The sequence below is a fragment of the Mammaliicoccus sp. RAM2 genome (genome assembly GCF_045897195.1).
In the GTDB taxonomy this organism is placed as follows: domain Bacteria; phylum Bacillota; class Bacilli; order Staphylococcales; family Staphylococcaceae; genus Mammaliicoccus; species Mammaliicoccus sciuri.
Genome location: NZ_JBJNWI010000009.1, coordinates 128,801 through 142,896, shown reverse-complemented (window position 1 = coordinate 142,896; position 14,096 = coordinate 128,801). Strand labels below are relative to the sequence as shown.

At 34.8% G+C, this 14,096-nt stretch carries 13 protein-coding genes; 4 read left to right on the top strand and 9 right to left on the bottom strand.

The window, feature by feature from the left end; all coding sequences use genetic code 11:
* Positions 1-267 precede the first annotated feature (267 nt).
* The 9 genes from ilvA to ilvD are packed head-to-tail and all read right to left on the bottom strand — an operon-like array spanning position 268 to position 11,055.
* Positions 268-1,533, bottom strand: coding sequence for a threonine ammonia-lyase IlvA (ilvA, locus tag ACJTHF_RS13135; protein WP_058592476.1), 1,266 nt, complete (start codon positions 1,531-1,533; stop codon positions 268-270).
* Between the two features lie 14 nt (positions 1,534-1,547).
* A complete protein-coding gene (gene leuD / locus ACJTHF_RS13130) occupies positions 1,548-2,117 on the bottom strand; it encodes a 3-isopropylmalate dehydratase small subunit (RefSeq protein WP_048540582.1) in 570 nt (189 codons plus the stop codon).
* Positions 2,118-3,491 carry a 3-isopropylmalate dehydratase large subunit gene (leuC, locus tag ACJTHF_RS13125; protein WP_232157328.1) on the bottom strand — a complete coding sequence of 458 codons (1,374 nt, stop codon included), beginning with the start codon at positions 3,489-3,491 and terminating at the stop codon, positions 2,118-2,120. It abuts the gene before it with no gap.
* Between the two features lie 15 nt (positions 3,492-3,506).
* Positions 3,507-4,547: a 3-isopropylmalate dehydrogenase gene (gene leuB, locus ACJTHF_RS13120; protein WP_078354829.1), complete on the bottom strand. Its 1,041-nt coding sequence runs from the start codon at positions 4,545-4,547 to the stop codon at positions 3,507-3,509.
* Positions 4,544-6,076, bottom strand: a complete 1,533-nt coding sequence (locus ACJTHF_RS13115) for a 2-isopropylmalate synthase (protein ID WP_048540585.1) — start codon at positions 6,074-6,076, stop codon at positions 4,544-4,546. The genes leuB and ACJTHF_RS13115 overlap by 4 nt, the downstream gene beginning before the upstream one ends.
* Before the next feature lie 29 nt (positions 6,077-6,105).
* A complete protein-coding gene (gene ilvC / locus ACJTHF_RS13110) occupies positions 6,106-7,113 on the bottom strand; it encodes a ketol-acid reductoisomerase (RefSeq protein WP_058592479.1) in 1,008 nt (335 codons plus the stop codon).
* 34 nt (positions 7,114-7,147) lie between these two features.
* On the bottom strand, positions 7,148-7,621 hold the full coding sequence (gene ilvN, locus ACJTHF_RS13105) for an acetolactate synthase small subunit (RefSeq protein WP_048540587.1): 474 nt from the start codon (positions 7,619-7,621) through the stop codon (positions 7,148-7,150).
* Complete coding sequence (gene ilvB, locus ACJTHF_RS13100; RefSeq protein WP_232157326.1) at positions 7,621-9,354, bottom strand: biosynthetic-type acetolactate synthase large subunit; 1,734 nt, start codon at positions 9,352-9,354, stop codon at positions 7,621-7,623. The genes ilvN and ilvB overlap by 1 nt, the downstream gene beginning before the upstream one ends.
* Before the next feature lie 12 nt (positions 9,355-9,366).
* A complete protein-coding gene (ilvD, locus tag ACJTHF_RS13095; RefSeq protein ID WP_025905050.1) occupies positions 9,367-11,055 on the bottom strand; it encodes a dihydroxy-acid dehydratase in 1,689 nt (562 codons plus the stop codon).
* A 448-nt stretch (positions 11,056-11,503) separates the two neighbouring features.
* Between ilvD and tsaE the strand changes: the two genes are divergently transcribed.
* From tsaE to tsaD, 4 genes are read left to right on the top strand one after another with little or no spacing between them, the layout of a single operon-like run.
* Positions 11,504-11,962 (top strand): tRNA (adenosine(37)-N6)-threonylcarbamoyltransferase complex ATPase subunit type 1 TsaE, encoded by a 459-nt coding sequence (gene tsaE, locus ACJTHF_RS13090; protein WP_119650220.1) that lies wholly within the window; start codon positions 11,504-11,506, stop codon positions 11,960-11,962.
* Positions 11,943-12,608 carry a tRNA (adenosine(37)-N6)-threonylcarbamoyltransferase complex dimerization subunit type 1 TsaB gene (gene tsaB / locus ACJTHF_RS13085; RefSeq protein WP_058592489.1) on the top strand — a complete coding sequence of 222 codons (666 nt, stop codon included), beginning with the start codon at positions 11,943-11,945 and terminating at the stop codon, positions 12,606-12,608. Before tsaE ends, tsaB begins: the two co-directional genes overlap by 20 nt.
* A complete protein-coding gene (rimI, locus tag ACJTHF_RS13080; RefSeq protein WP_048540589.1) occupies positions 12,581-13,048 on the top strand; it encodes a ribosomal protein S18-alanine N-acetyltransferase in 468 nt (155 codons plus the stop codon). Before tsaB ends, rimI begins: the two co-directional genes overlap by 28 nt.
* Positions 13,041-14,054, top strand: a complete 1,014-nt coding sequence (gene tsaD / locus ACJTHF_RS13075) for a tRNA (adenosine(37)-N6)-threonylcarbamoyltransferase complex transferase subunit TsaD (RefSeq protein ID WP_232157324.1) — start codon at positions 13,041-13,043, stop codon at positions 14,052-14,054. The genes rimI and tsaD overlap by 8 nt, the downstream gene beginning before the upstream one ends.
* Positions 14,055-14,096 lie beyond the last annotated feature (42 nt).

Here is a 14,096-nt window from a genome sequence, read left to right as displayed (position 1 = left end):
AGCTCTTTAGCGCCGATGGTAGTTGGGCTTACGTTCCGCGAGAGTAGGACGTTGCCGGGCAAATGTTTATAAATGGATGCGATGAGCCGTACTCGAGACCTGTTAGGTCTCTTTTTTTATGTTTAAACTTAGTTAAAATAAAGTAGAAGATAAAGGCCATATACTGTACTTATTAAATAAATTTATATTATAGGATCTATAACTAAAAAACATCTCATTTCTCTGCTTATAACAGGAAGAAATGAGATGTTTTAATGTGATTTTGTCTTATATTAGTAGTGAATAAAGCATTTTATTCTTATTAATATAGATGTATTTAGGATCAAATTCGCTAACGTTCTTATAAAGTTGGTCTAAATCATTATGATCTTTAAGTTGAATACCTATAATAACAGAACCTGTATTTTGGCTCGATTTTTTTAAGTATTCAAATTTTGTAATATCATCATTTGGTCCAAGCACTTCGTTAACAAATTCTCTTAATGCACCTGGTCTTTGTGGGAAGTTAACAATAAAGTAATGTTTCATATCTTCAAATAAAAGTGAGCGTTCCTCAATTTCTTTCATTCGGTTAATATCATTGTTACCACCACTGACAATACAAATAACATTTTTACCTTTAATTTCATTTTTATAATGATTAAGTGCAGTGACGCTTAGTGCGCCAGCTGGTTCTGCAATAATAGCTTGTTTAGAGTACATATCTAGGATTGTACTACATACTTCACCTTCATCTACAGCAACAAAGTCATCAACAACATTTTTTGAAATTTCGAATGTTAATTGTCCAACTTTTCCTACTGAAGCGCCATCTACAAATTTATCGATATCTGTTAATGTAACAATTTTATTAGCTTTAACAGATTGAGCCATACTGCTTGCTCCAAGTGGTTCTACACCAATGACTTGTGTAGTAGGCGTTGTATCTTTAAGATATGTGCCTACTCCTGAAATTAAGCCACCGCCACCGATTGCAGCAAAGCAATAATCAAATTTGATGTTTTCTTCTTCTGCATAATCTACTATTTCTTTAGCAATCGTACCTTGACCAGCAATTGTATTAATATTATCGAATGGATCAATAAAGCTTAATCCAAATTGTTCAGTATAATCTAATGCATGTTTTAAGCAATCATCAAAAGTATCGCCAATTAATTCTATTTGTACAAATTCACCACCGAAAAATTTAACTTGATTAATTTTTTGAGCTGGTGTTGTTACTGGCATAAATATAACAGCTTTGATTTCAAGTTGTTTAGCTGTGAATGCGATTCCTTGTGCATGATTACCTGCGCTCGCACAACTAACGCCATTTGCTCGTTCTTCGAATGTTAACTGATTAATTGCATAGTACGCACCTCTTAATTTAAAGGAACGTACCCATTGCAAATCTTCTCTTTTTAAATATACATTACAGTCAAACTTCTGTGATAAATACATATCTTTTTCTAAAGGTGTTTCTTTTACTGTATCTTTTAATTTTAAAAATGCTTCTTCTATATCTTCAGCACTTAAACGTGTTTTTAAGGTCATTCTACCACTCCCAATTAGTTGTGCATTTTTTCATATTGGTTGATCTGTTCTTCATAAGTTAATGTAATAGCAATATCATCTAAACCGTTAATCAATTTATTCTTCCATGTAGCGTCTATATCAAAATGATATTTTGCTTCAGGTGTAATGATTAGTTGGTCAGGTAAATCAATCGTTATTTCACTATGTTGAGCTATTGCTTCTCTGTCTTCTTTATTTTCAATAGCAATAGGTAACATACCATTTTTAGTACAGTTCATATAAAATATATCACTGAAACTACCTGCTATAATAATTAAGAATCCAAAGTCTTTTAATGCCCATGCAGCGTGTTCTCTTGATGAACCACAACCAAAATTATCACCTGAAATGAGAATGCTTGCACCTTTATATTCTGGTTTATTTAAGTTGAAATCTGGATTATCAGAGCCATCTTCTAAATAACGCCATTCGTCGAATAAGAAGGGGCCAAAACCAGTTTTAGAAATTCTTTTCAAAAAAGCTTTTGGAATGATTTGATCCGTATCAATATTATCATTGAGTAGGGGAACTGTTTTACCATTAAAAATATTAATTGGTTCCATTTAAATGACCACCTTTCTAGTATCTACAAATCTACCGTTAATAGCTGCTGCTGCTGCCATTGCTGGAGATACGAGATGCGTTCTTGCACCTTTACCTTGACGACCTTCAAAGTTACGGTTACTAGTTGAGGCACAGTGAACACCGTTAGGAACTTGGTCAGGGTTCATTCCTAGACACATTGAACATCCAGGTTCACGCCAATCAAATCCTGCTTCTTTGAAAATTTTATCTAGACCAAGCGCTTCTGCTTGAAGTTTAACACTTCTAGAGCCAGGAACGACTATTGCTGTAATGTCTTGATGGACTTTATGACCATCTACAATTTTACTTGCTTCAATAAGATCTGAAAGTCTTGCATTTGTACAAGAACCAAGGAAAACATAACCTAGAGGAATATCTCTAGCAGTTTGACCTGGTTGAAGGCCCATGTAATTATAGGCTCTTTCATCATTTAAATCCTTAATTTCTGGGAATGGTGTATTAAAACTAACACCCATTTCAGGACTTGTACCCCAAGTGACTTGTGGTTCAAGGTTACTTACGTCTACAGTAATCACTTTATCGTAAGTAGCATCTTCGTCAGAATATAAAGTCTTCCAATCTTCAATAGCTACTTCAAAGTTCTCTGGTTGATATTTACGTCCTCTTACATATTCAAAAGTTGTTTCATCTGGCTTCATCATGCCATATTTAGCACCAGCTTCGATAGCCATATTACAAATTGTCATTCGCTCATCCATTGTCATATTAGAAATAGCTTCACCAGCGAATTCTAAAGCGTAACCAGTACCAAAATCAACGCCGTGTTGATTGATTAAGTATAGGATAATATCTTTAGCATAAACACCAGTTGGCAATGTACCATCAACTTGAATTTTCAAGTTCTTTGGTTTAGTTTGCCATAGTGTTTGAGTTGCAAAAACATGTTCTACTTCACTTGTACCTATACCAAAAGCAATAGCTCCAAATGCACCATGCGTTGCAGTATGTGAATCTCCACATACGATAGTTTTACCTGGTTGTGTTAATCCTGTTTCTGGGCCAACCATATGCACGATACCTTGTTCATCTGAACCCATATCAAATAACTTTACACCAAATGCTTCACAGTTTTTTTGCAAAGCACTAATTTGTTTATTAGCAATTTCATCTCTAATATTGAATATATCAATTGTAGGTACATTATGATCCAATGTTCCAAACGTTCGATCGGGACGTCTTACTTTCCTATTTTGTAATCTTAAGCCTTCGAATGCTTGAGGAGATGTAACTTCATGAATAAGGTGTAAGTCGATGTATAATAATTGGGGTTCACCTTCTTTACCAGCTATTATATGTCGATTCCATACTTTATCAAATAATGTTTGAGACATGTCGTTTTCCTCCTTCTAAATATTATTTTTGATTGCTTCGAAGACTTCAGATGTACTGTTATTTCCACCTAAATCTTTAGTTGCAATACCTTTCTTGATTGTTCTAAATACGATATCTTCTAAATATTGTGCGCATTCAGGTTGATGTAAACTTTCTCTAATACACATTGCTAATGATAGTAACATACCACTAGGGTTTGCTTTATCTTGACCAGCTATATCAGGTGCAGAACCATGTATTGGTTCATATAAACTTGGTCCATTCTCACCAAAACTTGCAGAAGGTGAAAGGCCAAGTGATCCTGGAATAACTGAAGCTTCATCACTTAGAATATCTCCAAATAAATTTTCAGTTACAATAACATCAAACTGTTTAGGATTTGTAATTAAATGCATGCTACATGCGTCTACTAAGAGATGATTAAGTGTGACATCTGGATAATCTTTAGAAACTTGTTCTAATGTTTGTCTCCAAAGTTTTGAAGAGCTAAGTACATTTTCTTTATCTACTGATGTAACGATTTTATTTCGTTTAGTAGCTAACTGAAATGCAACGTGTGCGATTCTTGTAATTTCTTCTTTAGTATATGCAAGAGTGTCAATCGCTTTTTCATCATCAAAATATTTCGGTTCTCCAAAATACAAACCACCCGTTAATTCACGTACAATAATAAAATCAGTACCTTTTACGAGTTCTTCTTTTAATGGTGATAAATGTGCAGTGGATTCAGTAACAATTGTTGGTCTAATGTTAGCAAATAAATTTAATGCTTTTCTAATACCTAATAGGCCGTGTTCTGGTCTATTTTTTGGATCAGTCCATTTAGGACCACCAACGGCTCCTAATAATATTGCATCACTGTTTTGACAAGCAGTTAAAGTTTCTGGAGGTAAAGGCTCGCCATGTTTATCAATGGCGATACCTCCAAAATCTTTAGTGTCTATTTCATAATCAAAATTAAATTTCTTTGATAATAATTCTAGTATTTCAATACTACCTTCTAAAATTTCTGGACCGATTCCATCACCGGGTAGGGCAGTGATTTTGTATGTCATGACTTTACGCCTTCTTTCAATTTGTTCTCACTGTGTTTAGCATGTGCTTCAACATATGCCTTACAAGAAGCATATAGAATATCGTAGTCAATACCGATACCTGTGTATACTTCATCTTCAAATTCTACTTGAACGTGTACTTCAGCTTGAGCATCCGTACCTTCTGTTATAGATTCAATTCGATATTGTTGTAATTCAGGCGTATAATCAAAAATTCTATCAATTGCATTATAAATTGATGTAATTGAACCTGAACCAATAGATGAGTCTTTATAAGTATTTCCTTCTTTATCTTCAATAACGACAACAGCGCTTTGTAAGCCATTTGATACAAATTGAAGTTGAAGTGCATTTACTTTATAGTATGCATTTTCTTCATGTTCACTACCTTGAAGGATAGCGTGTATATCTCGATCAGTTACTTGTTTTTTCTTATCTGCGACTGATTTGAATTGTTTAAATACTTCCACTTGTTCATCTGGTGAGAGATTATATCCAAGTTCTACTAACTTTTCACTAAATGCGTGTTTACCAGATAGTTTACCAAGTGGTAATGAGTTCTTAACAACACCGACAAGTTGAGGTGTCATAATTTCATAAGTTTCAGGGTTTTTCAAAATACCATCTTGATGAATACCAGATTCATGACTGAATGCATTTTGACCAACGATTGCTTTATTTCTAGGGACTCGAAGACCTGAATATCTACTTACCATGTCACTTGTGCTCTTAGTTTCAGCTAAATTGATATTAGTAGATAGGTTGTAATGATCTTGTCTAACGTGTAGTGCAAGTGCAATTTCTTCAAGAGCAGTATTGCCAGCACGTTCGCCGATTCCATTAATTGCACCTTCAACTCTTCTTGCACCATTTTCAAAAGCAGATAGGGCATTTGCTACAGCAAGACCTAAATCATCATGACAATGAGAACTATATATCACTTCATGATCACTTTGAATTGTTTCAATAAGTGTCTTAAAGATTTGACCATATTCTGTAGGATAAGAATAACCAACCGTATCTGGAATATTGATAATGTCTGCACCAGCATCAACTGCTGTTTGTACTGCTTTAATTAAAAATGGTAAAGGTGTTCTTGTAGCATCTTCAGGTGAAAATTGAACTTTTTCAAATAATGTTTTTGCATAAGTTACATTTTCTGTTATAGATGCTAATACTTGTTCTTCAGTCATTTTCAATTTATATTCCAAGTGGATAGGGCTAGTTGCTAAGAAAACATGAATTTGTCTATGCTGTGCTTCTTTTGTTGATTCATGTACAGCATCGATATCTGACTTTTTACATCTAGCTAACCCACAAACTGCAGTTGTTGTTAATGCTTTAGCAATACTTTCTACTGATTTAAAACTACCTTCACTAGAAGCGGGGAAGCCAGCTTCTATTACATCGACTCCCCATTTTTCTAGTTGTTTAGCAATTTTGAGACGTTCATCAAATGAAAAGCTGACGCCTGGTGTTTGTTCTCCATCTCTTAGTGTTGTATCAAATATTTGAATATGGTCTGACATAATAATCCTCTCCTTAAATTCTAGTACTTTTATTTAGTTTGAATACTTTTAGCTTTAACGAATGGCATCATGTCACGTAATTCTCTACCTACTGATTCGATTTGATGTCCTTGTTGTTCTTTACGCATTCTTAGGAATTCTTCAAAGCCATTTTCGTTATCTTTAATGAAGCGATCACTGAAAGCTCCTGTTTGAATATCTTTAAGTACTTCTTTCATATTATCTTTAACATCAGGTGTGATAACACGTTCACCAGATACATAATCACCAAATTCTGCAGTGTTTGAAATAGAATAACGCATGTTTTCCATTCCGCCTTCATACATTAAATCAACGATTAATTTCATTTCATGTAATACTTCGAAGTAAGCAATTTCTGGTTGATAGCCAGCTTCAACTAATGTTTCGAAACCTGATTGGATAAGTTTCGTTACACCACCACAAAGAACTGCTTGTTCACCAAATAAATCAGTTTCAGTTTCTTCTTCAAAGCTTGTGCCGATAACACCAGCTCTAGTAGCACCGATACCTTTTGCATAACTTAATGCTAATTGAGTTGCGTTACCTGTAGCATCTTGGTATACAGCGTATAGTGCAGGCACAGCACTTCCTTCAGTAAATGTACGTCTAACTAGGTGACCTGGTCCTTTTGGTGCAACTAAGAATACATCTACGTTTGCTGGTGGTTGAATAACTTTAAAGTGAATATTAAATCCATGAGCAAATACTAAAGCATTTCCTTCATCTAAGTTAGGTTCAATTTCTTCTTTATAAACTTGTCCTTGAATTTCATCTGGTAATAGAATCATTACAACGTCAGATTGTTTTACCGCTTCATCTACTGGATATACTTCAAAACCATCTTCTTTAGCTTGATCAAATGATTTACCTGGACGAATACCAATTACAACATCATATCCGTTATCTTTTAAGTTCTGAGCATGTGCATGCCCTTGTGAACCATATCCAACTACTGCGATTTTCTTACCTTGTAATGCGTCCTCTGTTACCGTGTTGTCATAAAATACTTTAGTCATAATAAATGCCTCCATTAATTTGTTTTATTTTGTATTATAGTAATCCTGCAGAACCTGTTCGTGACACTTGTGTCACAGGATATATTTTTAAATCATCCAATAGATTTTCTATTGTTTGATGGGTTCCAATTGCTTGAATATAAATATAATCTTCTAAATCTTTTAAAATGGTTAATTGATCTTCATAAGGCTTAATGATTTTTTCGAATGTTTGATAATCGTCAGGATGACCTAACTTGATTAAAATAAGTTCTCTATTAAAAAGGTTGTTATCTGTAATATCTAGGGCAGATATTACATTTACTTGCTTTTCTAACTGCTTAATAATTGTTTCTGTACTACTTTCATCTGAAACATCCACAATAAATGTAATATTTGTGATGCCCTCTGTTTCAGTAGGCGTTGCAGAAAGAGAAACAATGTTGTATTGTCTCCTTACAAAAATGCTTGTAAGTCGGTTGAGTGTACCCGCTCTATCGAGTACTTGAGTCTTAATTGTTCTTTTCATTATTCAACGCCCTCCATTTTGTAGTTTGGTTGTCCACTTGGAACCATTGGAAGTACTGGTTCAGAAGGGGAAATTCTAATTTCGATTAAGGCTGGGCCTTTATGAGCGAATGCTTCATCAAGTGTAGATTCTAATTTATCGTTAGAATCGATCATGAAACCTTTAACACCATAGCTTTCAGAAAGCTTCATAAAGTCAGGCTGCCCAGCAAATACTGAATGAGAAAAACGTTGGCTATAAAATTTATCTTGCCATTGTTTAACCATACCTAAAGCACCATTGTTGATTAGTACGATTTTGATGTCATTATCAAATTCATTTAAAATGGCCATTTCTTGGTTAGTCATTTGGAATCCACCGTCACCAACAAATGCAACTACTGTCTTGTCAGGGTGTGCAAACTTGGCACCCATTGCTGCTGGGATACCGAAGCCCATTGTACCGAGACCACCGCTTGTAATAATTTGCCCATGTGTTTTAAATGGATAATATTGTGCAACCCACATTTGATGTTGACCTACATCTGTAGCAACAAGTGCATCTCCGTTTGTAATCTTTCCGATATACTCAATTGCTTGTTGTGGCTTAATAAAGTCATCAGTTGGTTTGTCATATCTAAATGGATATGTTGCTTTATTAGATAGACAATGTTCATACCATTCATGATGGATAAGTTCATGTGCTTCGTATTCTAAAAGTGCTTCTAATGTTTGTTTTGCATCGGCAATAATACCTAAATCTGTAGGAATGATTTTGTTAATTTCACATGGATCGATATCTACATGAATAACTTTAGCGTCTTTCGCAAAATCATCTGGGTTGCTTGCTAGACGATCATCAAATCGACTTCCAAAGTTAATTAACAAATCACATTCCGTTAATGCCATGTTACTTGCATATGATCCATGCATACCGCCCATTCCTAAGAATAATGGGTCAGAGTAGGGGATAGAACCTAATCCTAGCAAAGTGTTTACAACAGGGATTTTGTATTTATTAGCAAATGCTGTAAGTTCCTTTGAAGCTTCAGCATGGTTTACACCAGCTCCAGCAAGTATAATAGGCTTCTTTGCTAAACGAATCATTTGAATAATTTGTTCAATCTCTTTATCTTCTGGTGTTAAGTTTATGTGATATCCCGGTAAATTAAGTTCTCTTGGAGAAACTTCAACTGTTTCTAGAACACCGATATCTTTAGGAAAATCAATGACAACCGGCCCTTTACGACCAGTTGAAGCAATATGAAATGCTTCATCAATAATCTTTGGAATATCTTTTACATCAGTTATTTGATAATTATGCTTTGTAATAGGTGTTGTCATAGAGAGTAAATCAGCTTCTTGGAAAGCGTCTTTACCAATACCTGGTCTGTGTACTTGTCCTGTAAGTACAACTAGTGGAATTGAGTCACTCATAGCATCAGCTATTCCAGTAATAGTGTTAGTTGCGCCAGGCCCGCTTGTAACGACTACAACACCAGGTTTACCTGTAACTCTTGCATATCCTTCAGCTGCGTGAACTGCACCTTGCTCGTGTCTCGTGAGAATATGAGGCACTTTACCTTCATAAAAGGCATCATATAAAGGTAAGACAGCGCCACCAGGATATCCAAAGATGTAATCGACTTCTTGATCGATAAAGGATTGGACAAGTAATTCTGCCCCCGTGTAAGTTATTGTCTTTTCTTTAGTTGCTTCATCTGGTTCTTTGTATGATTTAGTAGTTAGTGCCATGCAAATCACTCCTTAAATTAGTTCGTCCGGTACTTTCAAGATGCCTCCTGTATTTGCACTTGTTACAAGGGCAGTGTATCTTGCAAGATAACCAGTCTTAACTTTAGCTTTAAATGGTTCAATGTTTTGTTTTCTAGCATGTAATTCTGCTTCAGAGACATTTACATCTAATGTACGATTCGTTAAATCAATGATGATTTCATCACCGTCTTGGATGAGTCCTATAGGTCCACCCGCGGCAGCTTCTGGTGAAATATGTCCGACAGCGATACCTCTTGTTGCACCTGAGAATCGACCATCTGTAATTAATGCAACATCTTTACCTAAACCTCTACCGACGATAGATGAAGTAGGTGCTAACATTTCCGGCATTCCAGGTCCACCTTTAGGGCCTTCATAACGAATGACAACAACGTGACCTTCTCTAACAGTATGGTTATCAATTGCTTCAACCGCTTCATCATGTGAACTAAAGCAAATCGCTTTACCAACAAATTTCTTGATTGATGGATCAACACCACCAACTTTAATAGCTGCACCATCTGGCGCGATATTTCCAAATAACATTGATAAGCCACCAGTTTCAGAGAATGGATTATCTCTTGTATGGATAACTTCTGTATTTTTAATTTCACGATGTTCGTTATTTTCTCTTAATGTTTTACCAGTGACTGTAATACGGTCAGGATGTAAAACATTATCGAGTTTGAGTAATTCACCGATGATGGCTGGTACACCGCCTGCTTCATGTACGTCATGCATTGAGTATGAAGAACTTGGTGCAATTTTAGATAGGTAAGGTGTACGTTTAGCTATTTCATTTACTCTATTTAAGTCATAATCGATACCAGCTTCATTTGCTAAAGCTAAAGTATGAAGGACAGTATTTGTAGAACCACCCATTGCCATATCTAAAGCAAATGCATCATCAATTGCATCTTTAGTAATGATGTCTTTAGGTTTAATGTCTTTTTTAACTAAGTCCATTAGTTTAAAGGCTGCTTCTCTAATTAATTCTCTTCTTTCTTCTCCTACAGCAATAGCTGTTCCGTTATAAGGTAATGCTAATCCTAAGACTTCCATTAAGCAGTTCATTGAATTTGCTGTAAACATGCCTGCACATGAACCGCAAGTAGGGCATGCGTTCTTTTCCATATCTAAGAATTCTTCTTTCGTCATTGAACCACCTTTGAATGATCCAACTGCTTCAAACATTGAAGATAAAGTTAATGCTTTACCAGTTGCAGATAAACCAGCTTTCATTGGTCCACCTGAACAGAAGATTGCAGGTACGTTTGTTCTAACAGATGCTAGTAACATTCCTGGTGTAATCTTGTCACAGTTTGGCATGTAGAATACGCCGTCAAACCAGTGTGCGTTAATAACAGTTTCAGCTGCGTCAGCAATAACTTCTCTACTTGGTAATGAGTAGCGCATCCCGATGTGACCCATTGCTATACCATCGTCAACACCGATTGTATTGAATTCAAATGGAATACCACCTGCTTCTCTAATCGCTTCTTTTGCGATATCTGCCAATTCCCTTAAATGAACATGTCCTGGGACAATATCAATGTAAGAATTGCAAATCGCAATAAATGGTTTATTCATATCCGTTGGGCTCTTGATTTGTCCTGTTGCATGTAATAGGCTTCTTGCAGGTGCTTGGTGATCACCTTTTTTGATCATGTCACTTCTCATAATTACACTCCTCTAGAAAAATAAAAAAGCAACGTCCCAATAAATATGGGACGTTGCTTCGAGTCCCATTCAAGTAGAAATAGGACTTAAACCATACAGTAAATTGAAGCTTACTGTTGTTCGAGTCCTTCTGAGCGTAATAAAATCACTAATATGCTGTATTCGATTGTCGGTTTATTTGCCGTCATTGTGAAATTCATTACAACTCGTCCTTTCTTCTCAAATGTGAACCATATTTTTAGTTAAGATTTTTGAATAGTTAAAAAATTTATGTACTAAATTTAACGCATATCAGAATACATGTCAACAGAAGATTTAGATTTTTCTAAAAATTTAGATAATGTAAGCGCTTTACTGATAAATAGACCATTCATTACCCAATTAAATAAATATTTGTTATAATAGTTCAGTTAGTTTAAGTAAAGAAAAGGTAGGTGCCAAATTAGTGATTATTCAAGTTGACTCATTAGAAAAAACGCAGCAAATTGCTGAAAAATTAGCTCAAGTTGTAACTGAAAATGATATTATTTTGTTGAATGGAGATTTAGGAGCGGGTAAAACCACTTTTAGTCAATATTTCGGAAAGGCTTTAGGCGTTAAAAGAACCATTAATTCACCTACCTTTAATATAATAAAGTCCTACAAAGGAAGATTGTCTTTTCATCATATGGATTGTTATAGATTAGAAGATAGTGATGAAGACTTAGGATTTGATGAATACTTTAATGATAATGGTGTTACGATTATTGAATGGAGTGAATTCATTCAAGAATATTTACCAAAAGAGCGTTTAGAAATCAACATTAAGTATATAGACGCAGATAAAAGGGTGTTTGAAATAATTTCTAAAGGTGAACATTATAAACAGATAAAGGAAGTGCTAAATGATGACAACATTACTAATTGATACATCTAATCAACCATTAGCAGTAGCACTTGTTAAAGACGGAAATGTATTAATCAATTATCAGTCCAACATAAAAAAGAATCATTCATTACAATTAATGCCTGTTATTGAATCATTAATGGATGAAGCGCAATTAACACCTCAATCATTATCTGAAATAGTGGTTGCTAATGGTCCTGGTTCTTATACAGGTTTAAGAATTGGTATTACAACAGCAAAGACGATGGCATATACTTTGGATATTCCATTATATGAAGTTTCATCTTTAAAGGCATTAGCAGCAACATATGACTACGGAAATAATCTTATTGTACCTTTATTTGATGCTAGAAGAGACCATGTATTTGCTGGTGTTTATCAATATAAAGATGATAAATTAGAAACAATCAAAGACGATAGTTATATATCTATTGAAGCATTGAATCAATTTTTAAAATCACGAAATTATCCATATATATTTATTGGTCACGATGTATTAAAGTTACAAGATAAGTTAGAAGGTAGAATTCTTTCGAAATTACCTGATGCTTCAATAATGTATAACATTAAAGAACAACCTGTGTTAAATGTTCATGAACTAAAACCAAGATATCTAAAATTATCAGAGGCGGAACAAAATTGGAAAAACAATCAAACGAAGCATTAGAAATCAGAAAAATGTCAATTGAAGATGTCCCTCAAGTATATGAAATAGAACATCATAGTTTTACACAAAGTTCATGGTCTATAGACGCATTCTATCATGAGTTAGAGAAAAATGAATTTGCGCATTATTTTGTAGTATCTATTGGTGAAGAAATTATCGCGTATTGCGGATTGTGGCTAGTCATTGATCAAGCACAAATAACGACTATTTCTGTTGCTGAGCAATATAGAGGTAATGGCATAGGTCAAATGCTATTAGAATATGCGATGACTTTTGCAAGTGCAACTTGTACGACGATGAGTTTAGAAGTAAGAGTGGATAATGAAGCGGCTAGACATGTTTATGAGAAAGCTGGCTTTACGTATGGTGGCGTTAGGAAAAATTATTATGGCGATGGAGAGGATGCTAAAGTGATGTGGGTGAGTCTAAAAAATGTCTGAATCAATTATATTAAGTATAGAAACAAGCTGTGATGAAACTGCAGCAAGTGTCATAAAAAACGGCAATGAAATTATTAGTAATGAAGTTGTTACACAAATGATGACACATAAAAAATTTGGCGGTGTAGTACCAGAAGTAGCGAGTCGTCAACACGTTGAAGTGATGACAACAGTGATTGATGAAGCTTTGAAAAATGCGAATATGCAAATGGATGACATTGACGCAATAGCCGTAACAGAAGGTCCAGGATTAATTGGTGCCTTACTTGTCGGTGTTGCAAGTGCCAAAGGCTTAGCATTTAGTCATCAAAAACCACTTATACCAGTTCATCATATTGCAGGGCATATTTATGCTAATCATCTCGTTAAACCACTAGAATTTCCATTAATTGCGCTTATCGTTTCAGGTGGGCATACAGAACTGATTTACATGAAAAATCATTTAGATTTTGAAGTTATAGGTGAAACACGTGATGATGCAGTTGGTGAGGCATATGACAAAGTTGCTAGAACAATAGGTTTACCATATCCAGGAGGTCCAGAAGTTGATAGACTTGCACAAATCGGTCAAGATACTTTGAATTTCCCTAGAGTTTGGTTAGAAAAAGACAGTTATGATTTCAGTTTCAGTGGTTTGAAAAGTGCAGTTATTAATACATTGCATAATAAAAAGCAAAAAAATGATGAAATCATAAAAGAAGATGTTGCGACTAGTTTCCAAAATAGTGTAGTTGAAGTACTTGTCGGTAAAACAATGGCCGCAGTTAAAGATTATGATGTTCAACACTTAATTGTGGCAGGTGGTGTAGCTGCGAATAAAGGTTTACGTCATGCACTTGAAGAAGAAACTGATAAATTAGGAATAGATCTTAGTATTCCACCATTAAATTTATGTACAGATAATGCTGCTATGATAGGGTCAGTAGCTCATTTCTTATATGAAAATAATCGCTTTTCAAATATGAAATTAAACGGTAAAAGTTCTCTAGATATTGAAGCATTTTAATATACAATAATTTGTAATATTGCACTATAGACGTTATACTCA

Coding starts and splice junctions, on each gene's coding strand:
- ilvA (WP_058592476.1), bottom strand. CDS start 1,533: ATGACCTTAAAAACACGTTTAAGTGCTGAAGATATAGAAGAAGCATTT.
- leuD (WP_048540582.1), bottom strand. CDS start 2,117: ATGGAACCAATTAATATTTTTAATGGTAAAACAGTTCCCCTACTCAAT.
- leuC (WP_232157328.1), bottom strand. CDS start 3,491: ATGTCTCAAACATTATTTGATAAAGTATGGAATCGACATATAATAGCT.
- leuB (WP_078354829.1), bottom strand. CDS start 4,547: ATGACATACAAAATCACTGCCCTACCCGGTGATGGAATCGGTCCAGAA.
- ACJTHF_RS13115 (WP_048540585.1), bottom strand. CDS start 6,076: ATGTCAGACCATATTCAAATATTTGATACAACACTAAGAGATGGAGAA.
- ilvC (WP_058592479.1), bottom strand. CDS start 7,113: ATGACTAAAGTATTTTATGACAACACGGTAACAGAGGACGCATTACAA.
- ilvN (WP_048540587.1), bottom strand. CDS start 7,621: ATGAAAAGAACAATTAAGACTCAAGTACTCGATAGAGCGGGTACACTC.
- ilvB (WP_232157326.1), bottom strand. CDS start 9,354: ATGGCACTAACTACTAAATCATACAAAGAACCAGATGAAGCAACTAAA.
- ilvD (WP_025905050.1), bottom strand. CDS start 11,055: ATGAGAAGTGACATGATCAAAAAAGGTGATCACCAAGCACCTGCAAGA.
- tsaB (WP_058592489.1), top strand. CDS start 11,943: ATGACAACATTACTAATTGATACATCTAATCAACCATTAGCAGTAGCA.
- tsaD (WP_232157324.1), top strand. CDS start 13,041: ATGTCTGAATCAATTATATTAAGTATAGAAACAAGCTGTGATGAAACT.